The organism is Rhizobium sp. LARHSG275 (genome assembly GCF_052871115.1).
In genome coordinates this window covers 95,163-114,454 of sequence record NZ_JBIXJN010000011.1, presented here as the reverse complement: position 1 = coordinate 114,454, position 19,292 = coordinate 95,163, and the positions used below count along the sequence as shown (strand labels likewise).

Below are 19,292 nucleotides of genomic sequence, written 5' to 3'. Positions count from 1 at the left end.
GGCGTCGCGCTCTGTCCGACCAATGCCAGGAGTTTGAAAGATGAGCGGTTCTTCCGAATATACACCCCCGAAAGTCTGGACCTGGAACAAGGCGAATGGCGGCCAGTTCGCCAGCATCAATCGCCCGATCGCGGGACCGACGCATGACGAGGAGCTTCCGATCGGCCGGCATCCATTGCAGCTCTATTCGCTCGGCACCCCGAACGGCCAGAAGGTCACCATCCTGCTCGAGGAACTGCTGGCGCTTGGCCATAGCGGTGCCGAATACGATGCATGGCTGATCAAGATCGGCGATGGCGATCAGTTCGGAAGCGGCTTCGTCGCGGTCAATCCCAACTCCAAAATCCCGGCGCTGATGGACCGCAGCGGGGCAAAACCGATCCGTGTCTTCGAATCCGGCGCCATCCTGACCTATCTCGCCGAAAAGTTCGGCGCCTTCCTGCCGACCGAACCGGCCGACCGCGCCGAATGCCTGTCGTGGCTGTTCTGGCAGATGGGAAGCGCGCCCTATCTCGGCGGCGGCTTCGGTCATTTCTACGCCTATGCGCCGACGAAGATCGAATATGCGATCGACCGCTTCGCCATGGAAGTGAAGCGTCAGCTCGACGTGCTCGATCGCCGCCTTGCCGAAAGCGAATATGTGGCCGGCAGTCAATATACGATCGCCGATATTGCCATCTGGCCCTGGTACGGCGGCCTCGTGAAGGGCTGGACCTACGGTGCAGCCGAATTCCTGCAGGTCGAAGAGTACAAGAACGTTCTGCGCTGGGCCGACACCATCCACAGCAGGCCGGCCGTGCAACGCGGCCGGATGGTCAACCGGCTTTCCGGCGAGCCATCGAGCCAGTTGCACGAGCGCCATGACGCCAGCGACTTCGACACCAGGACGCAGGACAAGCTCGCGGCTGCCGAGTAAGCAAGCGACCCCAGCCACGTGCCGCAGCAATAAATGAAGCTCCGCCGCCTTTACGGCGGCGGAGCATTTACGAGCTGCCCGAACTCAGTTCTTGACCGTGTCTTCCAGGAAGAAGCGGCCGAGCGGGTTCTGGTAGAAGTTCTCGATATTTTTACGCGAGACGTTGATGTAGGGGCTGTAATAGAGGTCGATCCAGTTGACGTCGTCCTTGGCCATCTTCTGCAGATCGACATACATCGCTTCGCGCTTCTTCGGGTCGAGTTCGAGGCGCGCCTTGGCCACCAGTTCCTTCACCGCCTCGTTCTTGTAATTGGTCGAATAGTTGTTGTTGGAATCGTGGCCGAGGACAAAGGTGGTCTTCTGATCCGGATCGAGAATGTCGTTGGTCCAGTAATTGACCGAGATATCGTAGTCGCCGGCGACCGTCATGTCCCATTCCTGGCTCGGGTCGACCTTCTGCAGATTGGCGGTGATGCCAGCCTTCTGCAGCTGCTGCTGGACGAGCACAGCCGTCTGTTCGTCGACTTCGTCGCCAGCGCGCACCAGATAGTTCAGCGTCAGGTCGGAGGCGCCGGCTGCCGCCAGCAACTCCTTTGCCTTTTCGGGATTATAAGGCCGCTGCAGATTGTCGGCATAATAATAGAGCGCGCCCTTCGGAATATAGGAATTGGCGACCGTACCCTGGCCGAAGGTGACGGTATCGACGATCGCCTTCTTGTCGATTGCGAGATCCAGCGCCTGGCGGACTTCCTTCTTGCCGAGTGCGCCATGCGCATGGTTGATCAGAAGATGATCCTCGCGGGTCGAAGCGTCGATATCGACGTTGAGGTTCGGATCCTTCTTCAACTCCTCGACGCGAGAAAAGGGAACGAAGATCGCCGTATCCAGCTCGCCGGCCTGAACGTTCAGCATGCGGGTGTTGTCGTCAGGCACCGAGATCCACTCGACACCGTCGAGCTTGACGCGGTCGGCCTGCCAGAAGTTCGGGTTCTTCTTGAGAATGACGCGGTCGCCGCGCCGCCATTCCTCGACCACGAAGGCGCCGGATGCGATCGGCTTTTCGCCATAGGCATCGGCGCCCAGCGATTCCATGCCTTTCTTGGAGATGACCGAGGCATTCGGCAGCGCCAGCGTCGACAGGAACGGCGCGGACTGGTTCTTGAGCTTGATCGTCAGCGTGTGCGCGTCGGTCGCCACGGCCGTGTCGATCACCTTATAGGAATCGCTCCAGAGCGAGGCAGCGTCATCGCGGATACGCAGCAGGCTGTAGGCCGCGTCTTCCGCCGTCAGTGGCGAACCGTCCGAGAATTTTGCGTCGCGGATCTTGAACGTGTAGGTCAGTCCGTCATCCGAGACGGTCCAGCTTTCGGCAAGGCCCGGCTCCAGTTTCGTGCCTGTCTTGTCGACGCGGATCAGCACGTCGTAGACGTTGGAGAACACCCAGTTGTCGATGTTCTGCGCGGTCTTGATCGGATCGAATGTCGTCGAATCCTCGCGGCGGCCGATGGTGAGCACACCGGCGGCCTCGGCATAGCTTGCGCTGAGCGTCAGACCGGAGAGCAAGGCTGCAAGCCCGATTGATTTCCACCTGTTTGTCATGAGTTCGTTCCCTTCGTTGTTATGGGCATGCGTTTGATTGATTGAATCGGCATCGAATGCGGATCGTCCTTGCCGTCGGCATCTTGAAGCAGCCGCTTGTCAGGATCGATGTCGGGAATGGCGGCGATCAGCGCCGCCGTATAGGAATGCTTCGGCCGCGCGAAGACTTCTTCGGAGCGGCCTTCCTCTACGATCTCGCCGCGATACATCACGACGACCCGTTCACAGAGATTGCGGACGATCGCAAGATCATGGGCGATGAAGATCAGCGTGAGATTCATCTTCGCCGTGAGCTCGCGGAAGAGCTCGATGATCTGCGCCTGGATGGTGACATCGAGGGCCGCCACGCATTCGTCGGCGATGATCATCTTCGGATCGACGGCCAGCGCCCGGGCAATGCCGGCGCGCTGGCACTGGCCGCCACTCATGCTGCGCGGTTTGCGGCCGGCGAATTCGCGGTCGAGACCGACGAGATCGAGCAGTTCGCCGATCCGCGTCGGGATATCGGCCCTGGCGACCTTGCCCTGCACCTTCAGCACCTCGGCCAGCATCTGCCCGACCGTCAGCCGTGGATTAAGCGCATTATAGGGGTCTTGAAACACCATCGCCGTCTCGCGCCGGAGCTTTGCCAGGCCGGCGCTTTTCTGCAGCGCCAGATCGACGCCGTCGAAGGTGACGTGACCCGAGGAAAGCGGTGTGAGGCCGAGCACGGCGCGGGCAAGCGTGCTCTTGCCGCTGCCGGATTCGCCGACGATGCCGACCGTCTCGCCTGCCATGATCTGCAGGCTGACGCCAGCAACGGCGCTGACCGTCTTGGCACCGCCCTTAAGCAGGGCGCCGCCGGCTCTGAAGTGCACGTGGAGATCGTCGATTTCGAGCAACGGTCTCGCCGGGTTGCTGGCTTCGGCAATCTCGGGCAACAGCGCTGATATCGCGCCCGGCAGGGAAGGATGGCTGTTGATCAGGTTGATCGTATAGGGATGCTGCGGCCGCGCGAGGATCGTCCGCTTCGGCCCCTCTTCGAGCAGTTTGCCGCTGCGCAGCACGGCAATGCGGTCGCAGGTCTGGGCGACGATACCGAGATCGTGGGTGATCAGAATGATCGACAGGCCGCGCCGATCGCGAATGTCAATCAACAGCCGCAGGATCTGCGCCTGAATGGTCACGTCGAGCGCCGTGGTCGGCTCGTCGGCGATCAGGATCTTCGGATTGCAGGACAGCGCCGCGCCGATCATTGCCCGCTGCCGCATGCCGCCGGAAAATTCGTGCGGATAATTGTCGTACTGGCGCTTCGGATCGGGGAAGCCGACCTGCGCCAGGATTTCTGTTGCCGCGACGCGGGCCTCGCGGGCGCCGAGGCCCTGGTGATAGCGGATGCCCTCGGCGATCTGATCGCCGATCCGCATCACCGGGTCGAGATGGCTGGTCGGGTTCTGGAAGATCATGCCGATCTCGCCGCCGCGCACTTTCAGCATCTCGCCATCGTCGATCCGCATGAGGTCACGCCCTTCGAGCAGCACGCTACCGCTTTCGATCTTCAGCAGCGAGGAGGGCAGCAGGCGCACTAGGGAACGACAGAACAGGCTCTTGCCCGAGCCGCTCTCGCCGACGAGACCAAGGATCTCGCCCTTGCCGAGGTCGAGCGAGACCGCATCGAGCAGCGTGCGCGGGCCGGAATCGACATGCGCCCTGACGGTGAGATCACGGACGGACAGCACGGAGCTACTCATTCGTGCACCCCCAGCAGTTCGCCGAGCGCATCGCCCAGCATGCTGAAGCCGAAGGCGAGGCAGACGATGGAGAGGCCGGGAAACAAAGTGATCCACCATGCCGTGGTGATGAAGCTCTGTCCCTCTGCGACCATGACGCCCCATTCGGCGGTCGGCGGCTGGACGCCGAGGCCGAGATAGCTCACAGCAGCGCCGCTGAGCAGCACCAGCGTCGCATCGGACATCGAAAAGACGACCGAGCCGGCGATCGCGTTCGGCAGCAGGTGGAGGAACATGATGCGCGGGCGGCTGAAGCCGAGGCTGACGGCGGCAACGGCATAGTCGCTGCCCTTCAGCACCAGCATCTGCGCCCGGATCAGCCGCGCATAGGAGACCCAGCCGACCAGCGCCATGGCAATGTAGAAGCTGCCGAGGCCCGGGCCGAGGATCGCGATGATCGACAGCATCAGCACGAGGAAGGGGAAGGCGAGGATGATATCGACGAGGCGCATGAACAGCGCATCGACGATGCCGCCGAAAAAGCCGGCGATCGTGCCGACCGTCGTGCCGATCACGAAGGGGAAGATGACGCCGATCAGCGCCATCTGCAGGTCGAGGCGCGCGCCCCAGATGACGCGGGAAAGGATATCGCGGCCGAAATTGTCGGTGCCGAAGGGATGCAACAGCGAAGGCGCCTGCAGGCGCACCTCGGCGTTCTGCATGATCGGGTCGTAAGGCGCGACAATGGGTGCGCCGATCGCCAGCAGGACGAAGAACAGCAGCAGGCCGGCACTGAGAACAAGCATCGGCCGCCGGCCGAAGAACCGGCGCCAGCCAAGAGATGCCGGGGCGATCGCCTCGATGCTCATAGCTTCACCCTCGGATCGACGGCGACAGTGACGATGTCGGCGATGAAGTTGATGAGCACGGTGGCGCAGGCAAAGACCATGGCGACACCCTGGACCACCATGTAGTCGCGCGAGAAGATCGCCCTGACGAGCAGCTGCCCCATGCCGGGCAACGCAAAGACGCTCTCGACGACCACCGTGCCGCCGATCAGCCAGCCGATATTGACGGCCAGCAGGTTGATCGTCGGCACCAGCGAATTCGGCAGCACATGCCGCCAGAAGACGATCCCCTCCGGCATGCCGCGGGCGCGCGCCGCCGTTGCGACATCCGATTTCAGCTGCTCGATCATCGCCGCCCGCAGGCTGCGCGTCAGCACGGTCGAGAGCGACAGCGCCACCGTCAGGCTCGGCAGCACGAGATGCGACAGCTTTTCGCCGATCGTCGCACCATAGCCCGAAACCGGCAGCACACCGAGTTCGACGCTGAAGAGGATGATCAGCATCAACCCCAGCCAGAAGGGCGGAAAGCCGATGCCGAAGGTCGAGACGATGCGCACTGCATGATCCGGCGCCCGGCCGGCATTGCGTGCGGCAATCGCCGCCATCGGCACGGCGATCAGGACCGAAAGCACGACGCTGGAGACCACGAGCGCAAGCGTCGGCTCGATACGGGTGACGATCAGCTTCAGCACGTCGATCTTGTAAAGGATCGACTTGCCCATCTCGCCATTGGCGAGATTCTTGAGGAAATAGACATATTGCAGCCACATCGGCTGGTCGAGGCCGTACTGGGCGCGGATGCTGGCAATGGCTGCCGGAGTCGCGCGCGTGCCGAGGATGTTGCGCGCCGGGTCGCCGGGGATCAGCCGGACCAGAATGAAAGTAATAACGCTGATGCCGAAGATGACGGGCAGGAACTGCAGCGGTCGCATCAGAACGAATTTATAGCGATGCATGACGGCGATCGCCCCCTTGTCTTCGTCGGGTTCGGTCCGCTCCCTCTTGCATCAGCCTGCCTTGTGCCGGTCGAGAAAATCGAGAAGCGCCGGATAATAATCCTGCGGGTTCTCATAGAACGGCATATGGCTGGCATTGGCAAATACCTTGAGTTCGGCATTCGGCAGCGCAAGCTTCATTCTGAGCGCACAGGCTGGCGTCAGCTCGTCATGCTCTCCCGTCGTGATGAGCACCGGCAGCGTCAGTCGCGGCAGATCGGGAATGCGGTTCCAGTCCTTGAGGTTGCCGATATAGAGAAACTCGTTCGGCCCCTGCATCGTCTGATAAGGCGCCATGTTCCAATCGTCGAGCGAGCGGCGCACCGGCGCCGGCCATTCCGGCAGACGGCAGACGTGGCGATAGTTGAGGATGGTGACGGCAGCGAGATATTCCGGATGATTGTAGGTGCCCTGCGCCTCGTGCTTCTGCATCATCGACACGGTTTCGGGACCGAGTGCCGCGCGCAGCCGTTCCAGTTCCGAAATCAGATGCGGCATGTCGGCGACGGTATCCTCGAGGATCAGTGTCTTCAGGTTCTCGGGATAGGTCAGCGCATATTCGATCGCCAGCCAGCCGCCCCAGGAATGGCCGAGCATGTGGACCTTGCCGAGCCCCAGCGCCTTGCGCACGGTCTCCGTCTCCTCGACGTAACGGCCGATCGTCCAGAGCGAGAGATCGTCCGGACGATCGGAAGCGCCAGTGCCGAGTTGATCGAAGGCGACGACACGATAGCCCTTGTCGATGAGACAGGAATGCGCCTCGCGCAGGTAATAGCAGGGCAGACCCGGCCCGCCGTTCAGGCAGAAAACCGTCTCGCTGCCGGTCCCGAAGCTATAGGCAACGACGCGATAGCCATCGACATCGATCTCGAATCGCTCGTTCGGCCGTATTTCACGCCACATTGATCGCTCCGGCAGAAGATTTCGCTTGCTCAATATTTGGGCATGGCTAAATTTTTACCTCAAATCCCATTCTGTGCCAGCTATAAGAAGTGATAGGGTGGGCGCCATGCCGAACCTGGGAGCAGCCCATGCTTGACGACCCCATTCGTGACGACCCCATTCTTGACGAGATCGGAACGATCAGACGGCAGTTTACAGTACATGAAACGCTGGACGGCAGGATCGACCAGGCCTTCGAGGCGATGAAGCAGATCGGCTTCGAGGCGCTGATCTACGACTATACCCCGGTGCCTTACGATCTCGATGGCGCGATCATGATACCGTCGCTGCTGAAGCTGCGGAATATCTCGGACGACATGCACGATTACTGGTTCAATCGCGGCTATTTCCGTATCGATCCGGTGCAGCAGGTGGCGCTGCGAACCTCCGCACCTTTCTTCTGGAACTATGACCCGGACGCTGACACGCTGATCAACCGCTTCATGAACGACGACACCGCGCCGGTGACGCGCTATCTGAGCGAACGCGATATGTCGACCGGCGTCACCGTGCCGGTTCATATGCCACGCGGCGACTATGCGACCGTCACCGGCATCCGGTTCGGCCGGAACAAAGAGTTCGAACGGCATGCGTTGCGCTATATCGCCGACTTCAACCTGCTTGCCCATGTTTTCCATGAGACCGCCTATTCGCTTTTCGACACGCGGGCGAAAAGCGTCGGCACGATCCGCCTGACCGAGCGGGAACGCGAATGCCTGCGCCATTCGGCGGAAGGTTATTCCGCCAAGGAAATTTCCCGCATCATCGACCGTTCCGTACCGACGGTCGTGATGCATCTGAACGCCGCGGCAAAGAAACTCGGCGCCCGCAACCGCACCCAGGCGGTGGTGCGTGCCACCCATTACCGCCTGCTCGAAGACCGGCCGACCCATAATTGGCCACCCTATAACTTGTGATAGCTGCCTTGGCCGTCGCCGCCGCGTTATGATTTTTTTCATGACGCCAAGAGATGGAGACGCCCGTGGGCGAAGTCACGACCAACGAAGCCTATCTGCCCTTTCGCGATTATCGCACCTGGTATCGCGTTACCGGTTCGCTGGAGAGCGGCAAGCTGCCCCTCGTCGTCGCCCATGGCGGCCCCGGCTGCACCCATGATTATGTCGATTCCTTCAAGGATATCGCCACCCTCGACGGCCGTCCCGTCATCCATTACGACCAACTCGGCAATGGCAATTCCACCCGACTTCCGGAAAAGGGCCCGGATTTCTGGACCGTCGAACTGTTCCTCGAGGAGCTGGATGCACTGCTTTCCTATCTCGGCATTCGGGATCGTTATGCCTTCCTCGGCCAGTCCTGGGGCGGCATGCTGGGTGCGGAACACGCAGTGCGCCGGCCGCAAGGCCTGAAGGCGCTTGTCATCGCCAACTCGCCGGCCAACATGCATACCTGGGTTTCGGAGGCGAACCGGTTGAGGCAGGAACTGCCAAAGGAAGTGCAGGACACGCTGCTGAAGCATGAACTGGCGGGAAGCCTCACCGATCCGGACTATATCGCCGCCTCACGCGTCTTCTATGACCGCCATGTCTGCCGGGTGGTGCCGTGGCCGCCTGAAGTGGCGCGGACCTTTGCGATCATGGACGAGGACAACACCGTCTACCGCAACATGAATGGCCCGACGGAATTTCACGTCATCGGCACGATGAAGGACTGGACGATCGAGAACAGGCTCGACCGCATCGAAGCCCCGACGCTGCTGATCTCGGGAAAATACGACGAGGCGACGCCCTTGGTGGTCAGGCCTTATCTCGAACGCGTTCCGGGCTGCGAATGGGTGCTCTTCGAAAATTCCAGCCACATGCCGCATGTCGAGGAAAAGCAGCTTTGCCTGGCGACCGTTTCCGGTTTCCTGTCCCGGCACGACTGAGAAAACCCGCCCACGCCGCAACACCGTTTCTTGCCGCGAAGGCGACGCTTGGGATAGTCTTGGTCCCATTCGAGAACGACGGAACGGACCGATGAACGATCATCCGCAGGCAGGGAGCGCGACAATCCTCGCATCAAGCGCGGGACGCGGCTGGCGCGGTCTAGAGGCCGATCTTGTGCGCATCCCGCCTGGCCGCACGCATATTTCAGGCACGCCCTATCATCGCCTCGGAATCCATGTCGGCCGGCCGGTGCGGGCCCAATGCCGCTGTGACGGGCGGGAGCATCGCCGACTGCAGAAGCATGGCGATACCGACGTGGTGGCAGCCGGCCTTGATGGCGTCCGCGAATGAATGATCCTGCGGCTGGAGATCAGCAAGGATCTTTTCCATCGGGCTGCGATCGATCTCGGCCGCGATCCCGCGAAGGCAATCTCCCGCATATAATTAGAGCATAATGTCATCCGAAAACCACCCACACTTTTCGGCATCATGCTCTGGTCAGCTTGGGAACAGGTTAAGCCGTGATGTTCGGACCAGGCCCACTGCGCGATAATGCCCAACCTCCTCGACGGCGTCATGACAAACGAAAAGATCTATGTAACGAAGCCCAGCCTGCCGCCGCTCGAAGAATTCATTCCGTCGCTGGAAGCGATCTGGAACAACCGCATCCTGACCAATGGCGGGCCATTCCACCAGCAGCTGGAGCAGGAGCTCTGCAGCCATCTCGGCGTGAAGCACATCAGCCTCTTTTCCAACGCCACGGTCGCGCTGTTGACGGCGCTTCAGGCGCTGCGCGTCACGGGCGAAGTCATCACCACGCCTTATTCCTTCGTGGCCACTTCGCATTCGCTTCTCTGGAACGGCTTGAAGCCCGTCTTCGTCGACGTCGACCCGGTGACGCTCAATCTCGATCCGGCGAAGATCGAGGCGGCGATCACGCAGCAGACAACGGCGATCATGCCGGTGCATTGCTACGGCCACCCTTGCGACGTCGATGCGATCCAGAAGATCGCCGATCTCTACAATCTCAAGGTCATCTATGACGCTGCCCATGCCTTTGGCGTGGAAGACGAGCGGGGAAGCATTCTCAATCACGGCGACCTTTCGATCCTGAGCTTCCACGCGACGAAGGTTTTCAACACATTCGAAGGCGGAGCCATCATCTGCCCTGATATCAAGACAAAGACCCGAATCGACCAGCTGAAGAACTTCGGTTACGTCGACGAAGTGACCGTGGTGGCACCAGGCACAAACGGCAAGATGAGCGAGTTCAACGCTGCGCTCGGCCTGTTGCAGCTGAAATATATCAAATTCGTCCTTGAAAGGCGTGGACTCATCGACAGTGCATACCGTGAGCGGCTCCGCGGCGTGGCAGGCATAGAATGCCTGGAGCGTTCCGGCGAGACCGTCTCCAACTTCTCTTATTTCCCGATCCTCGTACGTCCCGGCTATCCCATTTCACGCGATGGGCTCTATGAACTGTTGAAGGAAAACAGCATTCATCCGCGCCGCTATTTTTATCCGCTGATTTCAAGCTTCTCGATGTACCGCAGCCTGCCTTCCTCGCAGCCGTCGAATCTGCCGGTCGCAACCGAAGCCGCACAACAGGTGCTCTGCCTTCCCATCTATCCGGACATGGAGATGGAGATCGTCGACAAGGTCTGCGCGCTGATCGAGTCGGCTTAAAAAAGTTGCTTCGACTGTCATCGCACCGCAGATCGAAAGTATCTGCGGTGCGAGATCGTGCGCCAATAGGCCGGTTAGAGCATGATGCCGAAAAACATAAGCGGTTTTCGGGCGACATCCTGTTCTAGCCGCCTCACTTGTCAGCAAAGACTTGAAGCGCGAGTTCTGCCTGCCAGATAAGAAAATCGCGAGCCGGCGCGTTGCAGGTGGCTGCTCATACGAAAGCGGCGTGACCATCGATCCGCCGCTTTCGTCATCTCATAGACGCCAGATTTAAAGCGCCAGTTGCGGAGGTCGGATTTCGAGCCGCTCCGTCGCCGGGCGCTGTACGCCTCGCGGTTCAATCTCGATCCAGCGGTGTTCAAGCCGCGAGCATTCGATCGCTTCCAGCAGCCGTAATCCTTCCTCCGCCTCCTCTAGCCCAAGCACGTAGGGATGGGGCAGGCGTGCGGTATTGATCTTGCGTTGCAGCAGGGCGTCGGCAAGGTCGACATAATAATTCGCGAAGGCTTCGATGAATCCCGACGGATGGCCTGGCTTGAACCGCTCGTAGCGGATATTGTTAGCGATCATGATATCCGGGCTGGCGCGATCGAGGATCTGCTTGCGGCCGTTACAGTCATAGAAATAGGCAAGCTCGGGGGTTTCCTGAAGCCATTCGATCGATGCCTTGGAGCCATAGAGCCGCACACGCAGTCCATTGCGTTGCCCGAGCGCGGTCTTGCCGTACCACATGCTGCAATGCAGGCCGCCGGCGCAGCGCACGAGCGCCTGCACATTGTCGAGCACCTGCGGAAAGTGACCGAAACTGTGGCTGGTTGCGCACACTTCTTCCGGCTCCCGCTGCGTGAGGAAATGAAGCAGCGAGTGCACATGAACGCCGAGATCGAGCGAAACCGTCGGCACGGCGCCGTCGCGCAGGCGCCAATCCTGCGGTGTCATCGGCGTCCCGTCACGGCGGAGCCGGAGAAAACTCTCCTGCGGCATCTCAATATGGATCTGCTGCAATTCGCCGAAAACACCATGCTCGACCATGCCGCGGATTTCACGGAGCATGGGATATCCCGTGTAGTTGTAGGTTACGGCCAAAAAGGCCCCGTTACTGCGGGCATTGCCGATCATGCGCGTCTCGGCGCTCGAACCGGCAAGGGCCTTTTCCGAGATCACCGAAACACCTGCCTCAAGTGCGGCGACAACCTGCTTCGTATGCTGCTGCGTCGGCGTTAGCACGACGAGAGCATCGATGTTGTCGGCCTCTTTCGAGAGCAAGGTATCGAAGTCGGCGTGGCAGCGCTCCGGCGAAATGCGGTACTGCCCCGCCGTTTCGCGATTGATGTCGCCATGGCGGCTGAAGCAGCCGGCGACAAGATCGAATTTCTGATCAAGCTCGATCGCATCGCGATGAGCGCGACCCACAGCGGAATTGACGGCACCGCCTAGAAAGGCGAGGCGCAGCTTCTCCGGTACTCCCTGATTTGAGCGGATCATGCGAGATCTCCTTGCATCGTTTGGAGCGAAATGAACGTTTTGAAATCCGGCGCCACCTTCAGCATCTCGTCCCGCGACTCGAAACGGGCGTATAGGATGGCGAGCTTGTCGAGCGGTGCCGCATTCATTGGTTTGCCGGTGGTCTTGAGCTGCGTGATGCGGACATCGGATGATGGAATGGAATGCGAGAAGGAAAACGGCGTCGAGGGCGTGTCGGAGGTGATGGTGTGGCGCCCGAAGAACAGCGGTGGATCGAAGCGCGGTTCGGCCGAAAATTCCTCACCCAGCAGCAGCGTTATGACGAGATCGGCATAATCGATGCCGAGAGACTGATCGACAAGTGAGCCGTAAAGATCGCCCGGGCAGCGCCGCATGCATTCGACGATCCAGACATCGTCGCCATTCGACAGGAACTGCGTGTGAATGAGGCCGTCCTGCAGTCCGAGCAGCTTGACGACGCGCGCCATAATGGCCCGCGTCTTCGAGCGGACGGTTTCGGAAAGGCGCGAGGGATGGTTCGATGAGTCAACCTGGTATGGATAGACCGTGCAATATTCGTCGACGAAGACGTCGAATACGATCTCCTGGTCCTTGATGAAGGCGGAATGGCTATGCAGGCTGCCTTCGATGAATTCCTCGATAACGATCTCCACCGCGCGCGAGTTTCGCTGGGCATCGGCGATGGCGCCGGCAAGTTCAGTCCGGTCGAAAACCTTTGTGACGCCGCGGCCGCTGAAACTGTCGCTCGGCTTCACCAGCAGCGGATAACGCAGCGCGCCCGTCTCGACCGGCGAGTCGCCATGCAGGCGCACCGAACGCGGGGCAGGGATGTCGTGCTGCTCAGTAAAGCTACGGAATGCCTGCTTCGTGTGAATGATGGTCGCAGTTTCCATCGAATCGAAGCGTGGGAATCCGAGTTTTTCGGCAACGAAGCTGGTCGACATATAGGCAACATCATTGCCCGTCGGCACGATGAAATCGAAATCACCGTTCTCGACGAGGGCGAGCAGCGCGTTCGGATCGCTGTAGTCGATGAAATGCGATTGATGCGCATGCGCATGGCAGGGCTCGTCTGGCCGGTTTCCGCAAACGGAAATATGGAGGCCGCGCCTTTTCAAAGCGAATAGAAGAGGAACTGCGCTGAAGTTACTGCCGACGAGCAATGCTCTCTTGGTCATTTTCAAATCCATTCCACGCACCCGGCTGGCCTGTTGGAACGGCACAGCCGAAACAGGGTGTGCAGTCCCACTTCGTCCGTTTTTGATATGCGAAAGACTGAAACGGACGCGATAGCGAGAGTCATAGGATGCGGGCGTTACCCGAGGCTTGCCGCCTGGATGTCGGGGCGTCTGTCGGCGTTGTTGTCTTGCTTGTGGGAAGCAGACGGGCCGCCTTGTTAAGCCGAGTACCATCTCATACGCTTTCGGCTGTGATTCCAACGTCGGCATCGGACAAAGATGCAGACTGCAGCTGCGAAAAGAGACACCGCGCAATGAACGAAAAACTGCCTGATCTGATTGAAGGCGAGCGTATCTTCTTCCAAAAGGTGTTCGAACGGCAGTCCCGCGCGACAATGGAGATGCGGGAGCAATGGCGCGCGGAAACGATTCTTCAGCGCAGAAGACGCGTGTCGTCTGAGATCTACGATCTGCTTGGTGGGGTCGTGAAATACGGTCCGTTCAAGGGGCTGTCGCTTGCGAAGAACAACTGGTGGGGCGGTGGCGACTTCGGGTCGATGCTCTTGGGCCTTTATGAGAAGGAAGTACTGGATTTCCTGTTCTCCGAAAGATTGGATGCCGTTGAGAGCTTCGTCGATGTCGGCGCCGCCGACGGATATTACGCGATCGGCATGGTTCGGTCGGGTCGGGCGAAAAACGCCGTCTGCTTTGAACTGAGCGAGGAAGGGCAGCGCACCATTGCATCAAACGCCGAGGCGAATTCCGCGTCGGACAGGATCGAAATATTCGGCGCCGCAGACAGGCTGTTTTATGAAAAGCTCAGCCATCTTGATCTGGCGAAAACAGTCGTCCTCGTTGACGCCGAGGGTGCGGAGTTCGAAATCCTTGACGATGACTCCTTATCGGCATTGAAACAGGCAACGATTGTCATCGAGATTCACAACTGGGTCGAGGGTTTCTGGGACAAGTACACCCGTCTCCTCACCTCGGCTTCAGCGTTATTCAATGTCGAATTCATTGCGCCCGCCATCAGAGATCTGACGCAATTTCCGGAATTGAACGATTTCACCGACGACAACCGCTACCTCATTTGCTCCGAGGGGCGGCCAAATATCATGCGCTTCATGCTCTTGACGCCCAAAGGCTGATTGCGTCGACAGGTTGGTGCGCACACAAGCGCTCCAGCCTGTCATTCAGGCGCGGCATTGCCTTCCAATCTTGCCGATATTCCCACCGAGCTCCAGAAGTCCCGGGTGAAGAGGTAGCCGAATTCCTTTTCCTCGCGCTCTACTTTGAGCTTGGCATCCAAGATATCGTGCAGCTTCGGCAAATTGTAATAGGGAACCGACGGCAGCAGGTGGTGCTCGGCGTGATAATTCATGTTGGCATAGAAGAATGCAATCGGTGTCGGCAGATTGATCGTTCTTGAAAAAAGAAGCGCGCTTTCGTCCTTGTGATCTTCGAGGCCGACGTGCTGCGCTAGCGCCAGAACACGATTTGGGAGCGATCCGACGAACGGTGTGATGAAAAACATGAACGTCAGGGCAGGCGACCGCGTCGCAAGGAAAAACAGCGCCAGCCAGATGGCGTTGAGCGCAAGCATAAAGATCGCATCGGATTGCGCCGCGCGTCGTTCGGCGGGCATCAGTTTCAATCGGATGCCTTTGCCGAAATACGCTTCGTAGCCGAAGGCGTTGCAGAGCGCATAGAGGATCCGCCTGCAAAGGTTTTGATAATCAAGCAGGACGAGACGCGCTGCGCCCAGCAAGTCGAGCGGAAAATCGCGATAGATTTCGCTGTCATCCTCATGGAAAGTGGAAGCGTGGTGGAACTGATGGCTTTTTTCGAAATAGCTCGGATTGTTCCAGGTCACATAGGAAAACAGCTTGAAGAACAGAGTGTTCAGCCATTTCCTGCTGAAGACCTTCTTGTGAAACAGCTCATGGCCGATGCCGGCATAGCCGGCGAACTGCCATAGGACGGCGTTAAGATAAAAGGCTGCGAAAGCAAGCGCGGGATAGCCGCCTTCCCATGCGCGGACCATCGCGAAAAGCAGGCCGGCGTGGATGCCGATCCTGAGCGCGAGGTGGGAATAAGCGATCCGGTCGTTCGATGCCGTGAGGTCCCGGAACTCGTCCTTCGTCAACAGGCTGCCGATTCTGATCTCGCTAGCACCCATGATCAGAGCTCTATATTAACCAACGCAAAGGCCACAAGGCTGTTTGCGACATGGAAGACCACCTGCGATTTCGAGAACTCCGCCAAATACTCGGTGACGTCCCCGTGGATCTTGGAATTGTAGTCATGCCAGACGATGACGCCGCGCTTGACGATGCCGAATGCGTTTTCCGTATCCGCCCGGACGATCTGGTTCTCATGTCCGCCATCGATGAAGATCATCTCGGCCGACTGGAAGGCCTCCTTGAAATTGATCGTCGTTGAGTCTTCCTTGACGAGTGTGAGGCGCTTCCTTTGCGTCTCGGTGATCGACGCCAGATAGGCCTCGCCATCGATTTCCTGGCGCTTGCGGAGATAGTCGTCATTCTGCTCGGCGGATGACAAGGCGCTACGCTCGTCCGTCTCGGCTAGATGCGCCGTGAGGCCCTTCGGCAGGTCGATGGAGACCACGTCGCAGTCTTCCGGCGTGTTTTCGATGAAAAGGCGTGTGGTGAAACCTTTGTACGTGCCGATCTCGATGATCTTCCGGGGCTTCACGATCTTGGCGAGCAACACCAGGACAACTTGGTCGACAAGCGTGATGCTGCCGATATCAATCGGCGGCAGACTGGCGGTGTACTCGTTCGCAATTTTCAATTCGTCGGCGAGTTCCAGAAGCGCTCGCAATTTCAGTTCGTAAACTCCCGATTTCGCAGCAAGCGCCGGGCGCAACGCCGCGGCACTTTCAATGAGCTTCTGCATCTCTGATCCCGTGATTCCGTCCATCGTGATTTAATCCTTTGCGATTTCTATTGCGCCTGCGTGGGACTTAGAGACGTGTGCTGATTCGGGCGATCCGTTCATCCAGTTCCGGGAACGATCCTCTCCAGTAGGAATAGTGATTGATGAGGTTCCGATAGGCGATGGGCAGATCGGAGGGCTGCAGGTAGCCCTTCTCGATCGCGAGATCGAGCACTTCCTCGTAGTAGGTGATCGAGTAGATGAAATAGCGGTTGGCCGCTGGATTGGACTGCGAATTGGAATGCTGACGGAAATAGGAGAGGGGCATAGGATGCCCGACGATCGCTCCGCGGAGGGAGAGCCCAACCCAGGATGAAAGATCGAGCGGTCCGGAAATGATGCCGTCCACGACCTTGAAAAGATTGAAACGGCCGGATTCATCAAAGCAATCGGCCGTTCTCAAGAGCGCCGATGAGAACTCGCCAAGCAGATTATGATGCTTGACGGCAGTGATGCGTATGAAGTCGCGGCCCTCGATCACCTTCAGCGAGCCTTCGACCATCAATCCGTTACCGAGATTTGTAACCTGGTTCCGCTCGTCGATGAAATAGCGCGGGGAAAACGCGAGTTTCGTTCCTCTGTTCTGTGTGGCTTCAAGCGCCTGGAGCAGGTACTGGATGCAGAACGGATTAAGGACGTCGTCGTCGAAGAGATATTTGATGTACTCGCCGCTGGCGAGCCCGGCGAGCCGTATGACGTTCTTGTACTCGGCCGGATCCGGATTGCGGCTGTACTGGATAACGCCTGAGTATCTCTCGCAGATTTTCTCGATTGCATCCGTCGGGCAATCGTCAGAGACTATGATTTCCGTGTCATCGAAACTTTGCGCGATTGCGCTCTTCAGGGCGAGTTCAAAGAAATCGGGCTTATAGGCCGGGATACAGATCGATACGCGCGGCAAATGTTTCTCCCCTTGAGACGCCCCCTCCAGCCTCCGTCGGCGAGAGCGGTGATCGGCGCTCCGAACGACCGAAGCAGACTACTTGCCATGATCATAGAGCGCGGACGTTACGCGAGGCTTGTGCAGAGGAAGAGGCACAACCGGAAAAAAGGCCCTGATCTCGCCCAATACATAGATAATCTTTGGGAGAAACGTGGCACGCCCTCGGGCATTCGCAAGTGCGTTCCACGAGATTCTTACATATTCAATTCAATCACGAAAATCTGCGATTATCTCGGCATCAAGACAGAATTCATCGTCTCTTCCAAAATGACAATAGATCTTTTCTAAGGTAATTCAGGCGGCTCGAAAGCTGGCTGAGGGTAAAGACAGAATGCTCGCTGGCGTTCGAGAAGCGGCGAATTTCACTCGCCCTATCGCTTTCGCAGGACGTAGCTGTGCTCGTACTCCGGCAATTGACCCAAGATATCATAGCTTTCGAATAAGCCCGCTGCACGTATCCGATCTACGGCGGGTCCTACTTCTGGTGAATGGGCAAAATCGCCATAGTCATCGAAGACGATATAGCCACCAGGTACGACAAATCGCTCATAAAGAAGGAAATCTGCCCATACATTCTCGCTCGCATGACCGCCATCAATATGCAAAATCTTGAACCGTTGGGAAGCCTGCAGCGTGCGCTCGACGGCATTCTGCGAGTAACCTCTTATCAAAATGCAGGCTCTATAAAGAATATTGCGAAAATAATCGACTTCTTGAAGCTGCCCTTGCAGTTCGAATGGATCAATTCCAACGAGCTTTGTTGAAGGTGACGAAAGCCTTTGCATAAAGGCGAGAGACTTGCCTTTCCAGACTCCGATCTCAACGATGTCTCCCTCGAGTGAGGCCACGTCGATACTGAGAAATCCCAAAAGCTTGACGTAAGTATGAAAAGACAATTCTGTCCGCGACATGTACTTGGCTGGCATCGCGGCATAAGCTGCGGCAAAATCTGTCCCCAGCTTATCCCATTCATTGTCCACGCGTGCCCGCGTTGCAGGGTCCGTCATCAGCGTTTTAAGACTATCCATTACCCTGTCCGTGATTGGCCTGCCAGATTTCTACCATTTCTTCGATGTGTTATTGCTCTGATTCTGTCAATATGGAGTGCCCCATTTCGGCCCCAGCCGGAACCGACTTCAAGTACGATCGTCTAACCGCCGGATCGTATTCACCGATGAAACCCTTGTAGAGAGCGTCACACGTCGGTCAAATCCTGGACGGCGAATGCGATTCCAACCGCACGATTCACGGCCGCCGCAAGAACGGACATGTGGGTCTCGCCGGCATAAAGCTCGAATTCCGTACGCACTCCGTCTGCAGTGCCGTCTAATCGCTCCGCCATCTCCCGCGCCAGGAGGACGGTCCGCTCCGTCTTCCTCTTCTCCAGACGCGCAGGGGCATCCTCGTTCCGGTACTGGAAGGGTGCCAGCTCATCGCCTTCGTATTCTCCGGCGGACAAATGCAGGAAGGGTGCATTCCCCGGTGCCTCTTGACGTTGCGCCTCGTTCTTGAGGATTTCGCTGTTCTCCCAATAGATGGTTGGGCTGGCCGCAATCCAATTGGCAAACAGAGCTGGACGCTCGAACAGGGCATAGAGAGTAAAGAGGCCGCCGAAGGAATGTCCAAAAAGCGATCGGCGTCTCGGATCCAGGATCACCATCTCTGCAATCCGCGGGATAAGCTCGTTCTCGATGAAATCCACCAGTTTGCCGGTCCCTCCGATGACAACGGGCGGACCGCCCTCAACGAACGGCGGATAGGATTTGACCGGCGGAGGCCCCAGGTCCCAAGACCGGCGGAGCGGATCATAGGGCTCGTCGGACGGGTAGCCGATCGCCGCGATCACCCCCCAACCGACATTCGTCCCCGTCGGATAAGGTGCCTGGGTGACCAAGCTGGCGACCGCGAAGGGGAAAGTGGCGTTGCCGTCGGTCATGACGAGAAGCGGCCATCCTCCCGTCGGCGGTCTCGCCGCCGGAATGGAAAGGAATATGCGATAGGGCTCGCCGCCCGCAGCAGGAGCTAGATCGAAAAAACACGTTCCGGGCATCGAATAGACGCTGGTATGATTGATCATGAGAACGTTTTCTGGTGCTTGGATAAGAGGATCGGAGAAGGGAAATTGATGTTGGTGCAGTTCATCA

At 58.6% G+C, this 19,292-nt stretch carries 18 protein-coding genes; 6 read left to right on the top strand and 12 right to left on the bottom strand.

The annotated features are described in order from the left end of the window. Nucleotides 1-40: 40 nt before the first annotated feature. Nucleotides 41-916: a glutathione-dependent disulfide-bond oxidoreductase gene (yghU, locus tag ACIPSK_RS16680; RefSeq protein WP_162116655.1), complete on the top strand. Its 876-nt coding sequence runs from the start codon at nucleotides 41-43 to the stop codon at nucleotides 914-916. 84 nt (nucleotides 917-1,000) lie between these two features. On the opposite strand, the gene ACIPSK_RS16675 is transcribed toward yghU, so the two are convergent. Genes ACIPSK_RS16675 through ACIPSK_RS16655 form a run of 5 tightly spaced genes read right to left on the bottom strand, consistent with a single transcriptional unit; the run spans nucleotide 1,001 to nucleotide 6,970 of the window. After that, a complete protein-coding gene (locus ACIPSK_RS16675; RefSeq protein WP_162116654.1) occupies nucleotides 1,001-2,515 on the bottom strand; it encodes an ABC transporter substrate-binding protein in 1,515 nt (504 codons plus the stop codon). Then, nucleotides 2,512-4,245: a dipeptide ABC transporter ATP-binding protein gene (locus ACIPSK_RS16670; RefSeq protein WP_162116653.1), complete on the bottom strand. Its 1,734-nt coding sequence runs from the start codon at nucleotides 4,243-4,245 to the stop codon at nucleotides 2,512-2,514. The genes ACIPSK_RS16675 and ACIPSK_RS16670 overlap by 4 nt, the downstream gene beginning before the upstream one ends. After that, the gene (locus ACIPSK_RS16665) at nucleotides 4,242-5,093 is read right to left on the bottom strand and encodes an ABC transporter permease (RefSeq protein WP_017969170.1); all 852 of its coding nucleotides are present in this window, start codon (nucleotides 5,091-5,093) and stop codon (nucleotides 4,242-4,244) included. The genes ACIPSK_RS16670 and ACIPSK_RS16665 overlap by 4 nt, the downstream gene beginning before the upstream one ends. Beyond that, a complete protein-coding gene (locus ACIPSK_RS16660) occupies nucleotides 5,090-6,028 on the bottom strand; it encodes an ABC transporter permease (protein WP_017969169.1) in 939 nt (312 codons plus the stop codon). The genes ACIPSK_RS16665 and ACIPSK_RS16660 overlap by 4 nt, the downstream gene beginning before the upstream one ends. Before the next feature lie 51 nt (nucleotides 6,029-6,079). After that, complete coding sequence (locus tag ACIPSK_RS16655) at nucleotides 6,080-6,970, bottom strand: proline iminopeptidase-family hydrolase (RefSeq protein WP_162116652.1); 891 nt, start codon at nucleotides 6,968-6,970, stop codon at nucleotides 6,080-6,082. A gap of 158 nt (nucleotides 6,971-7,128) precedes the next feature. Between ACIPSK_RS16655 and ACIPSK_RS16650 the strand changes: the two genes are divergently transcribed. The 4 genes from ACIPSK_RS16650 to ACIPSK_RS16635 all read left to right on the top strand — a co-directional run bounded on the left by ACIPSK_RS16650 (nucleotide 7,129) and on the right by ACIPSK_RS16635 (nucleotide 10,581). After that, entirely contained in the window at nucleotides 7,129-7,926 is a 798-nt protein-coding gene (locus ACIPSK_RS16650; protein ID WP_026154676.1) for a helix-turn-helix transcriptional regulator, read from the top strand. A 65-nt stretch (nucleotides 7,927-7,991) separates the two neighbouring features. Continuing rightward, nucleotides 7,992-8,894, top strand: coding sequence for a proline iminopeptidase-family hydrolase (locus ACIPSK_RS16645; protein WP_162116651.1), 903 nt, complete (start codon nucleotides 7,992-7,994; stop codon nucleotides 8,892-8,894). A 91-nt stretch (nucleotides 8,895-8,985) separates the two neighbouring features. Further along, nucleotides 8,986-9,246: a hypothetical protein gene (locus ACIPSK_RS16640; protein WP_246709716.1), complete on the top strand. Its 261-nt coding sequence runs from the start codon at nucleotides 8,986-8,988 to the stop codon at nucleotides 9,244-9,246. 225 nt (nucleotides 9,247-9,471) lie between these two features. Then, a complete protein-coding gene (locus ACIPSK_RS16635; protein WP_162116650.1) occupies nucleotides 9,472-10,581 on the top strand; it encodes a DegT/DnrJ/EryC1/StrS family aminotransferase in 1,110 nt (369 codons plus the stop codon). A gap of 273 nt (nucleotides 10,582-10,854) precedes the next feature. Here ACIPSK_RS16635 and ACIPSK_RS16630 read toward each other — a convergent pair whose 3' ends face one another. Together ACIPSK_RS16630 and ACIPSK_RS16625 are read right to left on the bottom strand one after the other, a co-directional pair. Next, nucleotides 10,855-12,069: a Gfo/Idh/MocA family protein gene (locus ACIPSK_RS16630; RefSeq protein ID WP_162116649.1), complete on the bottom strand. Its 1,215-nt coding sequence runs from the start codon at nucleotides 12,067-12,069 to the stop codon at nucleotides 10,855-10,857. Beyond that, the gene (locus ACIPSK_RS16625; RefSeq protein WP_246709714.1) at nucleotides 12,066-13,247 is read right to left on the bottom strand and encodes an ATP-grasp domain-containing protein; all 1,182 of its coding nucleotides are present in this window, start codon (nucleotides 13,245-13,247) and stop codon (nucleotides 12,066-12,068) included. Before ACIPSK_RS16625 ends, ACIPSK_RS16630 begins: the two co-directional genes overlap by 4 nt. A gap of 128 nt (nucleotides 13,248-13,375) precedes the next feature. On the opposite strand from ACIPSK_RS16625, the gene ACIPSK_RS16620 reads away from it, so the two are divergent. Further along, nucleotides 13,376-14,395, top strand: a complete 1,020-nt coding sequence (locus ACIPSK_RS16620; protein ID WP_162116647.1) for a hypothetical protein — start codon at nucleotides 13,376-13,378, stop codon at nucleotides 14,393-14,395. Between the two features lie 41 nt (nucleotides 14,396-14,436). On the opposite strand, the gene ACIPSK_RS16615 is transcribed toward ACIPSK_RS16620, so the two are convergent. From ACIPSK_RS16615 to ACIPSK_RS16595, 5 genes are all read right to left on the bottom strand, one after another. Next, nucleotides 14,437-15,426 (bottom strand): fatty acid desaturase family protein, encoded by a 990-nt coding sequence (locus tag ACIPSK_RS16615; protein ID WP_162116646.1) that lies wholly within the window; start codon nucleotides 15,424-15,426, stop codon nucleotides 14,437-14,439. A 2-nt stretch (nucleotides 15,427-15,428) separates the two neighbouring features. Beyond that, nucleotides 15,429-16,166, bottom strand: a complete 738-nt coding sequence (locus ACIPSK_RS16610; protein ID WP_162116645.1) for a class I SAM-dependent methyltransferase — start codon at nucleotides 16,164-16,166, stop codon at nucleotides 15,429-15,431. A 67-nt stretch (nucleotides 16,167-16,233) separates the two neighbouring features. Further along, nucleotides 16,234-17,106 (bottom strand): glycosyltransferase family 2 protein, encoded by an 873-nt coding sequence (locus ACIPSK_RS16605; RefSeq protein WP_162116644.1) that lies wholly within the window; start codon nucleotides 17,104-17,106, stop codon nucleotides 16,234-16,236. 413 nt (nucleotides 17,107-17,519) lie between these two features. After that, nucleotides 17,520-18,176 (bottom strand): class I SAM-dependent methyltransferase, encoded by a 657-nt coding sequence (locus ACIPSK_RS16600; RefSeq protein ID WP_162116643.1) that lies wholly within the window; start codon nucleotides 18,174-18,176, stop codon nucleotides 17,520-17,522. 167 nt (nucleotides 18,177-18,343) lie between these two features. Beyond that, nucleotides 18,344-19,225, bottom strand: coding sequence for an alpha/beta hydrolase (locus ACIPSK_RS16595; RefSeq protein ID WP_162116642.1), 882 nt, complete (start codon nucleotides 19,223-19,225; stop codon nucleotides 18,344-18,346). Between the last annotated feature and the right edge of the window lie 67 nt (nucleotides 19,226-19,292).

Bases quoted from the DNA above. Each gene is read 5' to 3' on its own strand.
- ACIPSK_RS16660 (WP_017969169.1), bottom strand. From the start codon at position 6,028: ATGCATCGCTATAAATTCGTTCTGATGCGACCGCTGCAGTTCCTGCCC.
- yghU (WP_162116655.1), top strand. From the start codon at position 41: ATGAGCGGTTCTTCCGAATATACACCCCCGAAAGTCTGGACCTGGAAC.
- ACIPSK_RS16675 (WP_162116654.1), bottom strand. From the start codon at position 2,515: ATGACAAACAGGTGGAAATCAATCGGGCTTGCAGCCTTGCTCTCCGGT.
- ACIPSK_RS16610 (WP_162116645.1), bottom strand. From the start codon at position 16,166: ATGCAGAAGCTCATTGAAAGTGCCGCGGCGTTGCGCCCGGCGCTTGCT.
- ACIPSK_RS16615 (WP_162116646.1), bottom strand. From the start codon at position 15,426: ATGGGTGCTAGCGAGATCAGAATCGGCAGCCTGTTGACGAAGGACGAG.
- ACIPSK_RS16630 (WP_162116649.1), bottom strand. From the start codon at position 12,069: ATGATCCGCTCAAATCAGGGAGTACCGGAGAAGCTGCGCCTCGCCTTT.
- ACIPSK_RS16600 (WP_162116643.1), bottom strand. From the start codon at position 18,176: ATGGATAGTCTTAAAACGCTGATGACGGACCCTGCAACGCGGGCACGC.
- ACIPSK_RS16635 (WP_162116650.1), top strand. From the start codon at position 9,472: ATGACAAACGAAAAGATCTATGTAACGAAGCCCAGCCTGCCGCCGCTC.
- ACIPSK_RS16595 (WP_162116642.1), bottom strand. From the start codon at position 19,225: ATGATCAATCATACCAGCGTCTATTCGATGCCCGGAACGTGTTTTTTC.
- ACIPSK_RS16620 (WP_162116647.1), top strand. From the start codon at position 13,376: ATGCGGGCGTTACCCGAGGCTTGCCGCCTGGATGTCGGGGCGTCTGTC.
- ACIPSK_RS16655 (WP_162116652.1), bottom strand. From the start codon at position 6,970: ATGTGGCGTGAAATACGGCCGAACGAGCGATTCGAGATCGATGTCGAT.
- ACIPSK_RS16670 (WP_162116653.1), bottom strand. From the start codon at position 4,245: ATGAGTAGCTCCGTGCTGTCCGTCCGTGATCTCACCGTCAGGGCGCAT.
- ACIPSK_RS16640 (WP_246709716.1), top strand. From the start codon at position 8,986: ATGAACGATCATCCGCAGGCAGGGAGCGCGACAATCCTCGCATCAAGC.
- ACIPSK_RS16665 (WP_017969170.1), bottom strand. From the start codon at position 5,093: ATGAGCATCGAGGCGATCGCCCCGGCATCTCTTGGCTGGCGCCGGTTC.
- ACIPSK_RS16625 (WP_246709714.1), bottom strand. From the start codon at position 13,247: ATGACCAAGAGAGCATTGCTCGTCGGCAGTAACTTCAGCGCAGTTCCT.